The organism is Ruthenibacterium sp. (assembly GCF_017421385.1).
Lineage (GTDB): Bacteria > Bacillota > Clostridia > Oscillospirales > Ruminococcaceae > Ruthenibacterium > Ruthenibacterium lactatiformans.
Genome location: NZ_JAFOIN010000046.1, coordinates 1 through 16,557 on the forward strand (window position 1 = coordinate 1; position 16,557 = coordinate 16,557).

The following is a 16,557-nucleotide window of genomic DNA, read 5'->3' on the forward strand; positions in this document are numbered from 1 at the left end:
CAGGAGAGCAGCTGACCATGCCAAACTTCTAAAGTGCCCGTTTACGGGCGGCAAGTAACGGAACTTTCGCGGCTGGCAGACCGTACTTGCGCGACGTGACGCGCGTGCTAGTATTCTAGGGCTATGCCCGCATATGAAAAAACCCCGGCTTTGCCGGGGATATTTATTTGCGGCAGATTTTGCATGAACGCAACGAGTTCTTGAGCCATAAGCTTATGATGGATAAAAAAATAGCATATGAAAAAATATTTATCGTCCGCGTGCAAAAACAGGACAGATATTGTAAAATATAAAGGTAAAGAATTTGGTGCCTCAAAAGCAGCAGAGTTTTCGGCAGAAATGCGGCATTGAAAATGGAAAGTTTTGAAAACACACCCCCAAAATGGGCCCTGAAGCGCGAACAGATTTGAGGCATGGCAGTTATCGCGGAAAAATCCAACTTTTGCAGCGGGAGGATAACACATGTGTACGGCAGCGACCTATAAAACGAAGGATTTTTATTTTGGACGCACATTAGACTACGAATTTTCGTATGGGGAAGAAGTCGTAATAACGCCGCGCAACGAGCCGTTTCCTTTTCGGTATATGGCGGGGATGCCGCACCATTTTGCTGTTATCGGTATGGCTTGTGTTGCACAGGAGTATCCGCTGTATTACGACGCGGTCAACGAAAAAGGGCTGGGCATGGCAGGGCTGAACTTCGTGGGAAATGCTTGTTATGCGGCGTCTCCGGCGAAAGGAAAGGATAATATCGCTGTATTCGAGTTTATTCCTTGGGTCCTGGGGCAGTGCGCCACTGTGAAGGAGGCCGGCGCGCTCCTTGCAAAAGCCAATCTTGTGGGACTTCCGTTCAATGAGCAGATGCCGGCAGCACAGCTTCATTGGCTGATCGCCGACCGGGAAGGGGCCATTACGGTCGAATCGGTTCGGGAGGGGCTCAGGATTTATGAAAATCCGGTTGGCGTCCTCACCAACAACCCTCCTTTTGAACAACAAATGTTTGGGCTCAACAATTATATGCGTCTGTCTCCGAAAACACCGGAAAATTTATTTTCTTCCGAATTGCCGTTATCCGCATACAGCCGCGGGATGGGCGGGCTCGGGCTGCCGGGCGATTTATCCTCTCAGTCCCGTTTTGTCCGGGCCGCTTTCACTAGGATGAATTCCGTTTCCGGCTGTACGGAAAAGGAGAGCGTCAGCCAGTTTTTCCACATTCTCGGCTCGGTCGAGCAGCAGCGCGGCTGCTGCGATGTGGGAGATGGAAAATATGAAATAACGCTTTATACTTCCTGCTGCAATGCAAGCAAAGGCATTTATTATTATACGACTTATGAAAACCGTCAGATCACTGCTGTGGATATGCACCATGAAGCCCTGGCCAGTACGGGGTTGGTGCGCTATCCTCTGATTCAGGAGCAGCAAGTCAAAATGCAAAATTGATTTTCTCAGGCAGATAACTCGGAAAATGTATGATGAGGCCGTTCTTGTTGTGTATGAAACAGCGATTTGCTATACTGGTTTCCGGGGTGTTTTGAGTTCGCACGATAAGAGAGGAGCGAGAATGCGCGGTGAAGAACGTCAATCTTTTGATCAAACCCGCCTCCAGCCTGTGTAATCTGAGATGCCGTTATTGTTTTTATGCGGATGTTTCGGACAACAGGGAAGTGAAGAGCATGGGCGTGATGTCCCGTGAAACCGCCGGGGCTTTAATTGAAGCAGCTTTTGCAGCAGCGGATGAGCACGGAGCGGTGAGTTTTGCGTTTCAGGGCGGCGAGCCTACGGTGGCCGGGCTGGACTTTTTTCGGGATTTCGTAGCGATGGTAAGCGCGTTCCGGCCGCTGGACCGGCAGGTGAGTTATGCGCTTCAGACAAACGGCATGGCGCTGAATGAGGAATGGACGCATTTTTTAAAGGAAAACCAGTTTCTGGTGGGCCTCTCTGTGGACGGGTATCGGGAGCTGCACGACCATTACCGCGTGGACACAAAAGGGGATGGCACATACGGGCGTGTGGCTAAGGCGCTGGCATTGCTGCAAAAATTTGAAGTGGAGACAAACCTGTTATGCGTCGTGACGGGGCAATGCGCGAAGCATCCGCAGAAAACATATGCCTCAATGAAAAAGCTGGGAGTGCGCTATCTGCAGTTTATTCCATGTCTTGACCCTTTGGAGGAACAGCGGGGCCGCGCAGTATATTCATTGACGCCAAAACTGTATGGAGATTTTTTGTGCGGGTTGTTTGACCAATGGTACCGCGACTGGGCGGAAGGACACTATACCAGCGTGCGCTTGTTCGATGACTATGTTCATCTTGCAATGGGGGAGCCGGCAAGCACCTGTGCGGCTTCGGGCGGCTGTGGCAGCTATTTTGTCGTGGAAGCGGACGGAGGTGTTTATCCCTGCGATTTTTATGTGCTGGACCGATGGCGGATGGGCGACGTACATACAGACAGTCTGAAACAACTGGCGAACGATGAGACGGCTTCCGAATTTTTACGGCAGGGGCGGCTTCGCCCGTCCCGGTGTGCAAGCTGCAGATGGGTGCCGCTGTGCAATGGGGGATGCAGACGCGACTGGACAGGCGGGGCGGACGATACGGAAAATTATTATTGCGAATCGTTTCGGCGCTTTTTTGAATATGCCGCAGATCGCATAGGTGAGATCGCCTGGCAGGAGCGCCGGAGCAGAATGCGGTAAGCGTTTCTCCCGCAAAAATGCAGAAAAATCCAGAACGGCAAAAAAAACACTTGACAATTTTCCGATATTTGGGTAATATAGTAAAGCACCATTTGCTTGGAGAGTTGGCTGAGTGGTCTAAGGCGCACGACTGGAAATCGTGTGTACCCTTTAAAGGTACCTAGGGTTCAAATCCCTAACTCTCCGCCAGAAAAACGCACCGGAAGCTGAAAATGCTTCCGGTGCGTTTTGTTTTGTCTTTGGACAAAAGGCTGGGCCTTGTTTACGCATTATTCATGATTTACAGTAAAATTGGAAAACTATTCGATGTATAGTAAATCATAAAGCGCCGGTAGGGTGCGAAAAGGAAAGGATGTGCTCGCTTTGGCAAAGCGGATGTATTACGGCGGAACTGTGCTTACAATGGAGGACATTTTGTATGCGCAGGCGCTTTTGGTGGAGGACGGCGTGATCCGCGCCGTGGGAAGCGAGGCAGAGGTGCGCGCGGCGGCGGGACGGGATTGTGAGATGGTCGATTTGAAAGGCCATACGCTGATGCCGGCGTTCATTGACGCGCACAGCCATTTTTCCGGCTGTGCCAACGCACTTTTGCAGGTGCCCCTGGGCGAGGCCGTCAGCTTTGACGAGATCGAAGAACGTATCGCGGCGTTTATCCGCGATAACCATATTTCAAAGGGGAAATGGGTCGCCGCTCAGGGTTTCGACCATAACGTTCTTCGGGAAAAACGTCCGCCGCGCAGAGAAGTGCTGGACCGTGCCGCTCCCGACAATCCGGTGATTATGGCTCACCAGTCCGGCCATACGGGCGTTTTGAACACGCTTGCGCTGGAACGGCTGGGAATCACGCCGGATACACCTGTGCCGGAGGGCGGCATGATGGAGGTCGCGGACGGAAAGGTGACGGGCTACATGGAAGAGACCGCTTTTCTGAATTGCCAGAGCCGCGTTCCAATGCCGGCGCCGGAGGACCTGATGGGCGCATATCTGCGCGCGCAGGACGGCTATGCGCGGCGTGGCGTCACCACGGTGCAGGAAGGAATGATGATACCGGCGATGGAACCGCTGTACAGGCAGCTGTGCGCGGCGGGTCTGCTGAAGCTGGACGTGGTGGGATATCTGGATATCACACAGGCGGACGGCATGCGAACGGCGCTGTCCGAACACATCGGACAGTACAGCGGCCGTTTTAAGGTGGGAGGCTACAAAACTTTTTTGGACGGCTCACCTCAGGCACGCACCGCGTGGCTGCGGGAGCCGTACTGCGGTGCAGAGGAAAATTATCGCGGTTATCCGCGTATGAGCAACGAAGAACTGGCCGGGTATGTGGACCGAGCGCTGGACGAAAATATGCAGTTGCTGGTGCATTGCAACGGAGACGCCGCCTGCGAACAGTATCTGCGCGTGTATGGGGAACGCCTCAGGGCTCGCGCTGCGTCCGGTAAGCCTTGCCGGGCAATACGTCCCGTTATCATCCATGCGCAGATGCTTGCGCCGGACCAACTGTCCCGGGCGGCACAGAACGGGATGATACCGTCTTTTTTTGTGGCTCATGTATACCATTGGGGCGACGTGCATCTCGAGAATCTCGGACCGGAACGCGCGGCGCGCATCAGCCCCGCGGCCTCTGCGGGCGCACAGGGCCTCCGTTATACGTTCCATCAGGATGCACCCGTTATCCAGCCGGACATGCTGGAGACTGTATGGTGCGCAGTGAACCGCGTTACAAAGCAGGGGACGGTGCTGGGGCCGCAGGAGCGCGTTCCGGTCCTGGATGCTCTGCGCGCCGTGACCATCAATGCGGCATACCAGTATTTTGAGGAAGGAAGCAAAGGAAGCCTGCGTCCGGGAAAACGGGCGGATTTGGTGATTCTGGAGGAGGACCCATTGAAGGCGCTTCCCATGCATCTTCGTGATATCCGTATTCTGGAGACGGTCAAGGACGGAAAGACGATCTACCGTACAGACATCTGAATGCAGCACAAGCGGCCCGCAATATGCGGGCCGCTTTCCAATGGGCAAAACATAGCGAACGCGCCTGTCCCGCGGCATGCCGCCGTGTCCCCTGCCATACAATGTAGTATCGCATACAAGGAGGGCATACAGATGTTTGGTATCATATTCAGCTTTGTCGCAAGCCAGATTTTATATTTCGCACTGCACCTGGAAAGCAGCAGTTTCCCGAAGCCTCTTTCCGCGCGGGACGAGATCGCAGCATTCGAGGCGATGAAGAACGGCGACATGGCGGCGCGGGATAAGCTCATCCGGCACAATCTGCGCCTCGTGGCGCACATCGTAAAAAAATACTACGCTTCTTCCACAGACCAGGAGGACCTGATCAGCATCGGAACCATCGGCCTTATCAAGGCGGTGAACAGCTTTGACAATACCAAAGGCGCACGATTTGCCACATATGCAGCGCGCTGCATTGAAAATGAGGTGCTCATGCAGTTCCGAGCGGGTAAAAAAAGCCAGAACGACGTGTCTATTCAGGAGCCCATCGACAGCGATAAGGACGGGAACAGCCTGACACTGAACGACGTAGTGGCCGATACCTTCGACGTGCACGAGGACTACGAGCGCAAGGAGGAGACCGAGGCGCTCTACCGTGTGGTGAACCGCCTCTCCGGCCGGGAACGGCAGATCGTCATCATGCGCTACGGCCTTTCGGGCACGCAGCCGCTGACACAGCAGCAGGTGGCGGATATCCTGTACATCAGCCGCAGCTATGTATCCCGCATCGAGAAAAAAGCGCTGGAAGAGCTGCGCGCAATGATGCGAAAAGGAGCGAGTGCGGGAAAGGGTTGAAATGCCGCCGCTGCAAATTTTGAAAAAGAAGGGAGAAAAAAGTATTGCAACGCGCGCGCATGTCTGGTATTATAAGTAAAATGTAAAGAGAGGTTTGGAACATGCGGCAGCTTTGCGCACAGCTTCATACGGCGCTTATCCTTCCCTGCGCGGCGTTCGGCTGCACGGCGGGGCCGTATATTCTATTCTTTCCTTCATAACAGAAAAGGCATTTTCCGTTATCGGCGGCGATAAGGGAAATGCCTCTTTTTTTGGCCGCGCGGCCTTTACACCGTACATGGTGTTTGGAATAGAAGGCATTTGATTTGAGGAGGAAGTATCAATGAGCGAAGAGACCAAAAAGATCGAGCTCGGCAGGGAAGGGCTGTACGACGCCCGTAAGCTGGGCGTACCCAAGATGCTGGTGCTGGGCGTGCAGCACACATTCGCCATGTTTGGCGCGACGGTGCTCGTGCCCATTCTGACGGGTATCAGCGTTTCCACGGCGCTGCTGTTCGCGGGCATCGGAACGCTGCTGTTCCATCTGCTGACAAAGGGCAAGGTGCCGGCGTTCCTCGGTTCCAGCTTTGCGTTCCTGGGCGGCTATGCTGCTGTGGCCCCGCTGGGTGCAGATGGCACCCCCAGCGAGATGCTGCCGTATGCGGCGGGCGGCATCGTAGTATCCGGGCTGATCTACGTGATCCTCAGCGCTCTCATCAAAGTGTTCGGCGTGCGCAAGATCATGCGGTTCTTTCCGCCGGTCGTCACCGGGCCCATCATTATTTCCATCGGCCTGATCCTTGCGCCCAGCGCCATCACGAACTGTCAGTCCAACTGGCTTTTGGCATTTATCGCGCTGGCCGTCATCGTGGTATGCAACATTTGGGGCAAGGGTATGGTGAAGATCCTGCCCATCCTCATCGGTATCGTGGTCTCTTATATCGCTGCACTCTTCATGGGCGAGGTGGATTTTACCGCCATCCAGCAGGCCGACTGGTTCGGCCTGGCCATCCATACGGGCAGCATGGCCAAGTTCAGCGTCAGCGCCTGCATCACCATTGCGCCCATCGCACTGGCCACCATGATGGAGCATATCGGCGACATTGCAGCCATCAGTGCCACCTGTGAGCGTCCGTACCTGTCCGACCCCGGCCTGCACCGCACCTTGCTGGGCGACGGCCTTGCCACCAGCCTGGCGGGTTTCTTCGGCGCACCGGCCAATACTACATACGGCGAGAATACCGGCGTGCTGGCTTTGACGAAGGTGTACGATCCCCGTGTCATGCGTATCGCTGCGTGCTTTGCCATCCTGCTCAGCTTCTTCCCGAAGATCGGCGCAGCCATCCAGACGGTGCCTTCCGCCATCATCGGCGGCATCTCCTTTGTGCTGTACGGCATGATCTCTTCCGTGGGTGTGCGCAACGTCGTGGAGAACCAGGTGGACTTCACAAAATCCCGCAATCTGATCATCGCGGCCGTCATCCTGGTCTCCGCGCTGGGCTTCAACAGCGTGGGCGGCATCACGGTGCCGCTTGGCGCATCTTACAGCTTTACGTTGTCCGGCCTTGCCATCGCGGCCATTGTGGGCATTCTGCTCAATGCCATTCTGCCGGGCAACGATTATGAGTTCGGCACGGACCTGAAGGGCGACACCGCCGTGAACTTCGAAGTATAAGCGAAACTTCTCCGCATCAGTTCCGAAAATAAAAAGTGCCTCCGCAGCGGCCTTATGCCGCAGGCGGGGGCGCTTTTTATTTGTATTACAGCATTTCTTTTTTGATGCCTTTTTGCAGAATGGCGGCGTAGTCGATGTAGCTGAAGATATCCGGCCCGAAGGCGGGTGAAAACTGAAGCAGTTCGTCCAGGGAAAGTTCCTCGATGCCTTTCTGCGCGTCCTCACAATAAATAACGATCTGTCCCACGATGCCGTGAGCGTCGCGGAAGGGAACGCCGTGCTGCACCAGATAGTCCGCCACTTCCGTGGCATTCAGAAAGCCCTTTTTCACCGCGGCCTCCATGGCCTCTGGCTTTGCCTGCAGCGTACCGATCATGCGCTCCATCATCATCAATGAAGCTGTTACCACGTCCAGCGCATCTGCAAAGGAGTCCTTGTCCTGCTGCATGTCCTTGTTGTAGGCCAGAGGCAGACCCTTCATCGCACACAACAAGGCCATCAGGTCGCCGTAGACGCGGCCCGTGCGCCCGCGTACCAACTCCGCGCCGTCCGGATTTTTCTTCTGCGGCATGATGCTGGAGCCCGTGGTATATTTGTCGTCCAGCACCACGAAACCAAATTCAGCGCTGCTCCAGAGGATGAGCTCCTCGGCCAGACGGGAGAGGTGCATCATTAGGATGCTGAAATCCGAGAGTACCTCAAGCACAAAATCCCGGTCGGACACGCCATCCAAAAAGTTTTTGCATGCGCCGTGGGAAAAGCCCAGGAGCTGAGCGGTATAGGAGCGGTCGATGATATGGGTGGTTCCTGCCAGCGCGCCGCAGCCCAAGGGGGATTCATCCATCACATCCACGGCATTCAGCAGGCGTTTTTTGTCCCGCAGCATCATTTCACAGTAGGCCAGCAGATGGTATTTGAACGTTACCACCTGCGCGCGCTGCAGATGAGTGTAGCCTGGCATCATCCACGGGTTTTCCTCTGCAACACGCTGCAGCGTGGCGCAGAAGGTGTCGATAAGAGCGGCCACATGATGTGCCTGCTGCTTGACGTACAACTTCATATCCACATTGCACTGGTCGTTGCGGCTGCGGGCGGTGTGCAGCTTTTTGCCCACGTCCCCTACGCGGCGTATCAGGTGAAGCTCCACAAAGGTATGCACATCCTCGTATTCTTCGGTGTAAACAAGCTGCCCGGCCTTGAAATCGGCCAGGATGGCTTCCAGGCCTCGGGTGAGCGCCTCTCCCTCGGCGGAGGTGAGCAGGCCGCATTTTACCTGCATGGCCACATGGGCAAGGCTGCCCTGGATATCTGGCTCCACCAGCCAGCTGGTGCGCCAGCACTCGCTGTTGAAATGCTGCATCAGCGCGTCCTCATCGCCGCGGAAGCGCCCTCCCCACAATTTGGTTTCATAGGTATTCGGCATATCGTATTTCCTCCTGTATATTGTGTTTTATGTGCGGCGCATCCGCGCAGATGTTCCGTTCACGGTTCCAGTCCCTCGTATACGCGCGCCACGCGCGGAGAGAGGAAGCTGTAAAAATATACGCCTTCCACATGCATGAACTTGCCGAGTTCCTGGATGGGCATGGCTGCACCCCCGCTGCTTTGCCCGAAAAAGGTGACCTCGTCTCCTGCGCGGCAGGGAATATCAGTCACATCCACGAAGCATTGGTCCATGCAGGTAGCCAGAAGCCGGGCTTTCTGTCCCCCCACCAGCAGCGGGCCGCCTGCTTCCGCCAGAGGATAGTAGAGGCCGTCGCCGTAGCCCACGCATACGGTGGCGACGCGGGTGCGGCGCGGCGCTGTCCAGGCTGCGTCATATCCCACAGTATCTCCGGCCTCCACAACGCGCAGGTTCGTTACCGAGGCGCGCCAGCTGCAGGCCTCCTGCACCGCACCCGGCGTTCCGGGTGTGAGCGGTTCGGCCTGATTATCCATATACAGCCGGCGCCCGATGCGTACTGCGTTGCAGAACGAGGCGCGGAACCAGTCGCTGCCGCCGCTGTTGCACATGTGCTTCTGTGGCGGATCGATGCCTGCGGCCTGAAGCTGTGCCAAAGCCTGCTGATAAAGTTGAAACTGCCGGTAGGCCGTAGGGCTTTCTTTTGTCTCGCCCGTGGAAAAATGGGAGAATACCCCCATTGTGCGCACATGGGGACAGGCGGCCAGCGCGGCGGCCAGCGCGCCCAGCTCTGCGCCGGGCTTTGCGCCGGTGCGGTTCAGCCCGGTTTCAACTTTGATCTGTACTTCGGCGCGTTTTCCCTGCGCGGCGGCCAGTTTTTCCAGTGCATACACAGTGGACGGATGGAACACGGTGAGCTGCAGCCCATACTCGACCGCAGCCGGGAATAACCGCTCCGGCACGCCGCCCAGTACCAGAACGGCAGGAGCGGACAATCCGGCCTGCCGCAGTTCAACGCCCTCACACACCTGCGCAACTGCGATGGTGCGCACGTTCGCGTAGGTGCAAAGCGCTTTGGCAATGGGTACAGCACCCAGGCAGTAAGCATTGTCCTTCAACACAGGGATGCATTCCACATCCGGCCCGATATCCTCTTGAATGCTTTGCATATTATTAATGATCGTCTGCAAATTTACGCTAAGATAAGAATTGCATAAGGTTGTATCAAGCATTTTTACCGCTCCGCATCTTTGTTTGAGAATGTATATATAGTAGCATGATTAAAGAATAAATGCAAATATATACATAAAATAAATTCAATTTTGTATAAATATGCTTATGAAGGCGTGCACGGAGGGTTAAATGCTGTGCAATGTGCAGAAAAGAAACAAATCGCATAAAAATTCGTTGACAATGAATAGATATGCGAATATAATAATGCCATGGAAGCCGCCGGAGGGGCGGCGCACAAAATGGGAACAAGAGAGGGAGCATGGGAGTTATGAAAAAGATATTGGCATTTGCAATGGCAGCGGTTCTGATGTTGGGCCTGGCGGCCTGCGGCGGTTCGGGCGCATCCGCTCCGGCAAGCTCGGCGGCGGGCAGCGCGTCCGCGTCCTCCGGGGCATCCGGCCAGGACTCAGCAGGCGGGACGTCCGTTGTGGAGGAGATTCAGGAAAAAGGCGTCCTGACGATGATGACGGCCACGGGTTTTCCGCCGTTCGAATATCTGGGCGAGGACGGCAAGCCGGCCGGTGTGGACATCGACCTGGCGCAGTTGGTGGCCGATGAGCTGGGCGTGGAGCTGGAAGTGCTGGATATGGACTTCAACCTGCTGATCGAATCGCTGAAAAGCGGTAAGGGGCAGCTCATTGCAGCGGGTATGACGGCTACGCCCGAGCGCGCGGAGCAAATTGATTTCTCCATTACTTATACACTGAACGGATTGATCCTGCTGGTGCCGAAGGGCAGCGATATCAAGACGGCCGACGACCTTGCGGGAAAGAATATCGCTGTGCAGGAGAGCACGACCGCTCACATCTACGCACAGGAAGAGCTTGGCATTGAACCGCTGGCGTTTAAAAATGCCAATGAATGCGCTACGGCTGTGATGGGAGGAAAAGCGGACGCGGCCATCCTGGACAAGGTGCCTGCGCAGACGCTGGCAATGGCGAACCCGGATGCACTGGAAACTGTGGAGCAGCTTCTCACCGAGGAGGAAATGGCCATGGGCGTGGCCAAGGGCAACGAGGACCTGCTGGAGGTCGTCAACAGTGTGCTGCAGAAGGCGATGGACGACGGCACAGTGGAGTCGCTGACGGATAAGCATCTGAAGATCTGCGCAGAGGGCTGACGTCCGGAGGGCAGGCGGAAAATGCGCACGGCCCGCGCTGCGCGGGCCGTGCAGCTTTCGGGAGCATGCGTCAGAGCAAATAAGGAAAGGGGCTATCCCTCCGTGGAAAATTTTTGGAACGACTTGAACAAGCTGCTGAGCGATTTTTATAAGGTGACGGTGTACAAAGGCCGATGGGTTCAATATCTCGAGGGGTTGGGGATGACCATAGCGCTGGCGGCGCTGGCGTGCCTGATCGGCGTGTGCATCGGCGTGCTGGTGGCGCTGGTGAAATATTATGCCGGCGGCAAAAAGAGCTTTGGCTGGAAAACAGTAAATGCCGCCTGCGGTATATATGTCACGGTCATCCGCGGCACGCCCATCGTCGTACAGCTCCTGATCGCCTACACAATCCTGTTCAACGGCAGCTTTGAGGCCTGCGTGTTCGCCTTCGGCGTCAACTCGGGCGCTTATGTGGCAGAGATCATCCGGGGCGGCATCGCTTCCATCGACCCCGGACAGGCGGAGGCAGGGCGAAGCCTCGGGCTTTCCGAGGGCGCGACGATGCGGCTCATCGTGCTGCCGCAGGCGGTCAAAAATATTCTGCCCGCACTGTTCAACGAGTTCATCGCGCTGCTTAAAGAGACCAGTGTGGCGGGATATATCGCCGCGCGGGATCTGACGAAGGTATCCGATTCCATCCGGGGCATCGCGTTCAACAGCGCGCCGCTGTTCATTGCGGCGGCCATTTATCTGCTGCTGGTGGTAGGCATGACAGCCATTCAGAAAAAAATGGAACGGAGGCTGGCGCAAAGTGATCGAGGTTAAAAATCTGCAAAAGGCCTTCGGCGGGAATATGGTGCTCAAGGGCGTGACGGAGACCATTGAAAAGGGCGAAAAAATCGCCATCATCGGTCCGTCGGGCAGCGGAAAAAGCACCTTTCTGCGGTGCCTGAACAGGCTGGAGGAGCCCACGGGCGGAGAGATATGGTTCGAGGGCAAGGACATCACCGCAAAGGACTGTGACATCAACCGCATCCGCCGGAAGATGGGTATGGTATTCCAGCATTTCAACCTGTTCCCGCATCTGACGGTGAAACAGAATATCACGCTGGCGCCCGTCAACCTGAAGCTGCAGACACCGGCAGAGGCGGATGAAAAAGCCATGCGTCTGCTGGAGCGTATCGGCCTGGCGGACAAAGCGGACGCCTATCCAAACAAGCTTTCCGGCGGGCAGAAGTAGCGCATCGCCATCGTACGCGCGCTGGCCATGGAGCCGGAAGTGATGCTTTTTGACGAGCCTACCAGTGCGCTGGACCCTGAGATGGTGGGCGAAGTGCTGGACCTTATCCGCGAACTGGCCCGGGAGGGCATGACAATGGTCATTGTGACCCACGAGATGGGGTTTGCGCGCGAGGTATCCACACGGGTGCTGTTTATGGATGACGGATGTGTGATGGAGCAGAATGAGCCGCACGCGCTGTTTGCATCCCCGCAGAATCCGCGCCTGAAAAGCTTCCTCTCCAAGGTGCTGTAACGCGGCAGCGGTATTTCCCCGGAAAAAGGCCGGGCACAAACGCCGGAGTCCCGGCAGACGATATTTGCAATAGGAGCGAACGAACATGGAAAAGCAGAAAAAGCAGTACAAAAAAGTGGTGCTCGCCTATTCCGGCGGGCTGGATACCTCCATCATCATTCCCTGGCTGAAAGAGAATTACGGCTGCGAGGTCGTTGCCGCCGCCGGAGACGTAGGGCAGGGAACAGAGCTGGACGGACTGGAGGCCAAGGCGCTTGCCACCGGCGCCAGCAAGCTGTATGTGATGGACCTTGTGGACGAGTTTGTGGAAGACTATATCATTCCCACGGTGCAGGCGGGGGCAAAATACGAAGGCACCTACCTGCTGGGAACCAGCTTTGCGCGCCCGCCCATTGCGAAGAAGCTGGTAGAGATTGCCAAAAAGGAAGGCGCGGACGCTATCTGCCACGGATGCACGGGCAAGGGCAACGACCAGGTACGCTTTGAGCTTGCCATAAAAGCCTTTGCACCGGACCTGGGAATCATCGCTCCCTGGCGCGAATGGGACATCAAGAGCCGCGAAGAGGAGATCGACTATGCAGAGGCGCACCATGTGCCGCTGAAGATCAACCGTGAAACGAATTATTCCAAGGATAAAAACCTGTGGCATCTTTCCCACGAGGGGTTGGACCTGGAGGACCCTGCAAACGAGCCGGATTACGCAAAACCGGGGTTTTTGGAGCTTGGCGTCGCGCCCGAGCAGGCGCCCGACACGCCCGCCTATATTACCATTCATTTTGAAAAGGGCAAGCCCACCGCGCTGGACGGCAAGGCCATGAAGGCCAGCACACTGCTGAAAGAGCTGAACGCTGTGGGCGGCGCGAACGGCATCGGCATCATCGACATTGTGGAAAACCGTCTTGTGGGCATGAAAAGCCGCGGTGTGTACGAGACGCCGGGCGGCACCATCCTGTATTTTGCCCACGAGCAGCTGGAAATGCTGTGCCTGGACAAGGAGACCGCTCACTATAAGGCGCTGGTGGCGCAGAAATTTGCCGATATCGTTTACAACGGCCAGTGGTACACGCCCTTGCGCGAGGCGTTGTCCGCCTTTGTGGACAAAACGCAGGAGAATGTGACCGGTGATGTGAAGCTCAAGCTGTACAAGGGCAATATCATTCCGGCGGGAACTACATCTCCGTACAGCCTGTACAGTGAGGATCTGGCGACCTTCGGCGAAGATTCGGTATATGACCAGGCGGATTCCGCGGGCTTCATTCATCTGTTCGGCCTGCCCATTACCGTGCAGGCCAAGCTGAAGGAAAAGCTGGCGGCGGAAAAGGAGTGAGCCGAAGATGTTCAGCCATGTGATCGTAAAAACGCCGTGCACCGCAATGGTGCACGGCATTACCGGCCACCCGGAGCTGGGTGCTCCGGATTATGAAAAAGCATTGGAACAGCACAGGGCATATATTGAGACGCTCCGGCAATGCGGCGTAGATGTAACGGTACTGCCCGCAGACGAGGCATATCCGGACAGCTGCTTTGTAGAGGACGCCGCGGTGCTGACGAAATACTGCGCGGTGATCACAAATCCCGGCGCACCCAGCCGCAAGGGCGAAACGGCAGCCATTGAGCCGGCAGTGGCGGAATTTTATCCGCCCGACAAAATTTTTCATATAAAAGCACCCGGTACGCTGGAGGGCGGCGACGTGATGATGTGCGGCGATACCTTTTATGTAGGGCTCTCCGGGCGCACCAACCCTGAGGGTGTGAAGCAGCTGGCGAATATTCTGGAACCGTTCGGCTGCAAGGTGGTGGGCGTACCGCTCACCGAGGTGCTGCACCTGAAAACAGGCGTGGTTTATCTGGAAAACGGTGTGATGCTCACCGCGGGTGAGTTCTGCACAAAACCTGCATTTGAAGGATATACGAAAATAACCGTCCCGAAGGACGAGCCGTACGCAGCAAACTGCATTTGGGTGAACGGAAAGGTCATTGTGCCGGAAGGGTATCCCAAGGTATTGAAGGCGGTGCAGGCGGCGGGCTATCAAACCCTGACGTGTGATACTTCGGAATATAAGAAGATAGACGGCGGGCTCAGCTGCCTTTCGCTGCGGTTCTGACAAGGCTTTCTCCATCCCCGGCAGCAGTTACCATAGCCTGCTGCCAAGTGCATAGCAAAACGGCGCGCTGCACAGGCAGCGCGCCGTTTTGTTTGAGTGTGAAAATATTTGAAGGAGAACGGTCAGAATCAGTCTTCGCCGCCGATGATCTTGGAGAGATCGGCCTTGGCGTCGTCGCGGCGCTTGCCGAGATCTTTTTCCATCTGGGCCAGTGTTTTCTTGTCCAGATTGTAGATAACACCGTAAGCAATCAACTGCAGGACAGCACTCAGCAGATATGCACCGGCTGTCAGATAGCGCATATTGGTAGCAACCTCGATGGTCTGGTTTGCACCCAAGGCAGCGTTGTAACCCAGCCATGTGGCAGCCATAAGGCCAAGAGACGGTCCAATGCCCTGCGCCAACTTGCGGAAGAAAGAGTGCAGTGCGTAAGTAGTGCCCTCGTTGCGGGTGCCGAACTTCCATTCCTCGTAGTCCATCGCGTCGGCCATCAGAGACCAGCTCACGCACTGGCCAATGCCGCCGCCAATGGCATTCAGAAGCTGGCAGACAACAAACAGCGCCAAACCCTTGCCGTCCGGAGTGATGGGCAGAATAAACATCAGGATATAGGCCAAAACGCTGACACAAGCACCGATGGTAATAGCTTCCTTCTTGCCGATTTTGCTGACGATTTTGCCAACAAAGGGGATGAACAGGAACAGGCCGACATAAGAAAGCATGCCGATGATACCGGAAATACGAGCGTTTTTAAAATAGGATTGGAACATGATTTGAAGAGCAGTTTGAGCGCCGTACATACCGATGAACAGGCCGACAGGGGCCAGCGTGGCGCCCACTGCCGCGCGGTTGCGCAGGAAGTGGCCGGTAGCCTTCAGCGGGTTGAACTTGGGCGCGTCTTCCTTCAGCGTGACCTGCGTATCCACACGCACGACGGTGTTGCGGATCATAAACTGGAAAGCGATGAAACCAAGAATGCCCATGACGAGCGCGATGATGAAAATACGCTCACCCAGCAGATTGTTGCTGGCATCATAAATCAGCATCGGCAGAATAACAGAAGCAGAAATACTGCCGACCATGGAACCCACGGAACGACCGGTGGAAAGCTTCGCACGCTCGACCGGATCAGCCGTGATCAGAGAAAGCATGGAGCCGTAAGGAACGTTGGCAACGGTGTAGAACGCATCCCACAGGATATAGCCGGCCACGAACAGAATGCACTTTACAACGTAGGGAGCGCCTGTCCAGGGCACGAAGCACAGAGCGCCGGCCACCAGCAGGCCGACAGAACCGGCCCAGATGTAGGCAAGGAATTTGTTGCGCTTGTACTGACGCTTGTCCGCGTCGACCATCGCGCCGATCACAGGGTCGTTGATCGCATCCCAAACCTGCACGAGCAGCAGAAGGGAAGCCATCAGGATGGAATCGATGCCCATGTACTGCGTCCAGAAAATGGTGAGCGTGCCTTTCAGCGCGAAGCTCATGTTACAGCCGAAGTCGCCTAAGCCGTAAGCAAGCACATCGCGAAAGCCGAATTTGCGGTAGCCCTTGGCGTCTACCGCGGCGGTTTTAGTCGCCATAGATTTACTCCTCCTTGCGGGCCGGAGCCCTGATTGATGAAAGCGTGGAATATCACGCTTGTCACTATTCACATATTAACACGGAATGAAAAACTTGAATTTGTGAATATTGTGTTAATAATTGCAAATGTTGCGTGAATAGTATTTTGGACATACATTTGTTCTAAAAAGCAAAAATAAATACTAAAAATAGTAAAAACTTTTCTCTTGACAATTGGTGAAACAAAGAAAATGCGATTTAACGGTTTCTTAACGCTGCGCTTGACGGCCGTAAGTTTGCAATGCTTTCAGGTTTTGAAAGCGCTTTCCCGAGGTGTGCAAAACTTGCCTGACAGAAAAAGCGGTTTAATACAAAACACGGGAGTAGAATTTTGGGAAAAAAGGTTGTAGAATGAATATCAGGGCGGGCGGATATGCTGCGCCCGCAGAATGTGCAGTCCCCC

Annotated in this window: 12 protein-coding genes, 1 tRNA gene and 1 pseudogene; 11 read left to right on the forward strand and 3 right to left on the reverse strand. The window is 55.5% G+C overall.

The genetic code is table 11. The features are described 5' to 3' along the window. Positions 1-462: 462 nt before the first annotated feature. From bsh to IIY41_RS04930, 6 genes are all read left to right on the forward strand, one after another. On the forward strand, positions 463-1,440 hold the full coding sequence (gene bsh, locus IIY41_RS04905) for a choloylglycine hydrolase (protein ID WP_155201636.1): 978 nt from the start codon (positions 463-465) through the stop codon (positions 1,438-1,440). Positions 1,441-1,568: 128 nt separating this feature from the next. Next, positions 1,569-2,696 carry an anaerobic sulfatase maturase gene (locus IIY41_RS04910; protein ID WP_173022215.1) on the forward strand — a complete coding sequence of 376 codons (1,128 nt, stop codon included), beginning with the start codon at positions 1,569-1,571 and terminating at the stop codon, positions 2,694-2,696. Positions 2,697-2,794: 98 nt separating this feature from the next. After that, positions 2,795-2,885, forward strand: a tRNA-Ser gene (locus tag IIY41_RS04915). A 165-nt stretch (positions 2,886-3,050) separates the two neighbouring features. Next, the gene (locus tag IIY41_RS04920) at positions 3,051-4,667 is read left to right on the forward strand and encodes an amidohydrolase (RefSeq protein WP_353806296.1); all 1,617 of its coding nucleotides are present in this window, start codon (positions 3,051-3,053) and stop codon (positions 4,665-4,667) included. A 132-nt stretch (positions 4,668-4,799) separates the two neighbouring features. After that, positions 4,800-5,501: an RNA polymerase sporulation sigma factor SigK gene (sigK, locus tag IIY41_RS04925; RefSeq protein WP_287400027.1), complete on the forward strand. Its 702-nt coding sequence runs from the start codon at positions 4,800-4,802 to the stop codon at positions 5,499-5,501. Positions 5,502-5,823: 322 nt separating this feature from the next. Beyond that, positions 5,824-7,155 carry a uracil-xanthine permease family protein gene (locus IIY41_RS04930; RefSeq protein WP_009325394.1) on the forward strand — a complete coding sequence of 444 codons (1,332 nt, stop codon included), beginning with the start codon at positions 5,824-5,826 and terminating at the stop codon, positions 7,153-7,155. 85 nt (positions 7,156-7,240) lie between these two features. Here IIY41_RS04930 and argH read toward each other — a convergent pair whose 3' ends face one another. Together argH and alr are read right to left on the reverse strand one after the other, a co-directional pair. Then, positions 7,241-8,578 carry an argininosuccinate lyase gene (gene argH / locus IIY41_RS04935; RefSeq protein WP_287400030.1) on the reverse strand — a complete coding sequence of 446 codons (1,338 nt, stop codon included), beginning with the start codon at positions 8,576-8,578 and terminating at the stop codon, positions 7,241-7,243. 59 nt (positions 8,579-8,637) lie between these two features. Then, positions 8,638-9,789, reverse strand: a complete 1,152-nt coding sequence (gene alr / locus IIY41_RS04940) for an alanine racemase (protein ID WP_279611662.1) — start codon at positions 9,787-9,789, stop codon at positions 8,638-8,640. Positions 9,790-10,058: 269 nt separating this feature from the next. Between alr and IIY41_RS04945 the strand changes: the two genes are divergently transcribed. From IIY41_RS04945 to IIY41_RS04965, 5 genes and pseudogenes are all read left to right on the forward strand, one after another. After that, positions 10,059-10,910 carry an ABC transporter substrate-binding protein gene (locus IIY41_RS04945; protein WP_050005631.1) on the forward strand — a complete coding sequence of 284 codons (852 nt, stop codon included), beginning with the start codon at positions 10,059-10,061 and terminating at the stop codon, positions 10,908-10,910. Between the two features lie 102 nt (positions 10,911-11,012). Continuing rightward, positions 11,013-11,717, forward strand: a complete 705-nt coding sequence (locus tag IIY41_RS04950; protein ID WP_055081038.1) for an amino acid ABC transporter permease — start codon at positions 11,013-11,015, stop codon at positions 11,715-11,717. Continuing rightward, positions 11,704-12,426, forward strand: a pseudogene (locus IIY41_RS04955) (amino acid ABC transporter ATP-binding protein). The gene IIY41_RS04950 and the pseudogene IIY41_RS04955 overlap by 14 nt, the downstream one beginning before the upstream one ends. Before the next feature lie 85 nt (positions 12,427-12,511). After that, a complete protein-coding gene (locus IIY41_RS04960; RefSeq protein WP_009325402.1) occupies positions 12,512-13,753 on the forward strand; it encodes an argininosuccinate synthase in 1,242 nt (413 codons plus the stop codon). A gap of 7 nt (positions 13,754-13,760) precedes the next feature. After that, complete coding sequence (locus tag IIY41_RS04965) at positions 13,761-14,531, forward strand: dimethylarginine dimethylaminohydrolase family protein (protein WP_009325403.1); 771 nt, start codon at positions 13,761-13,763, stop codon at positions 14,529-14,531. A gap of 128 nt (positions 14,532-14,659) precedes the next feature. Here the strand turns inward: IIY41_RS04965 and IIY41_RS04970 are convergent, their stop codons facing one another. Beyond that, complete coding sequence (locus tag IIY41_RS04970; RefSeq protein ID WP_055080678.1) at positions 14,660-16,114, reverse strand: MFS transporter; 1,455 nt, start codon at positions 16,112-16,114, stop codon at positions 14,660-14,662. Positions 16,115-16,557: the final 443 nt, after the last annotated feature.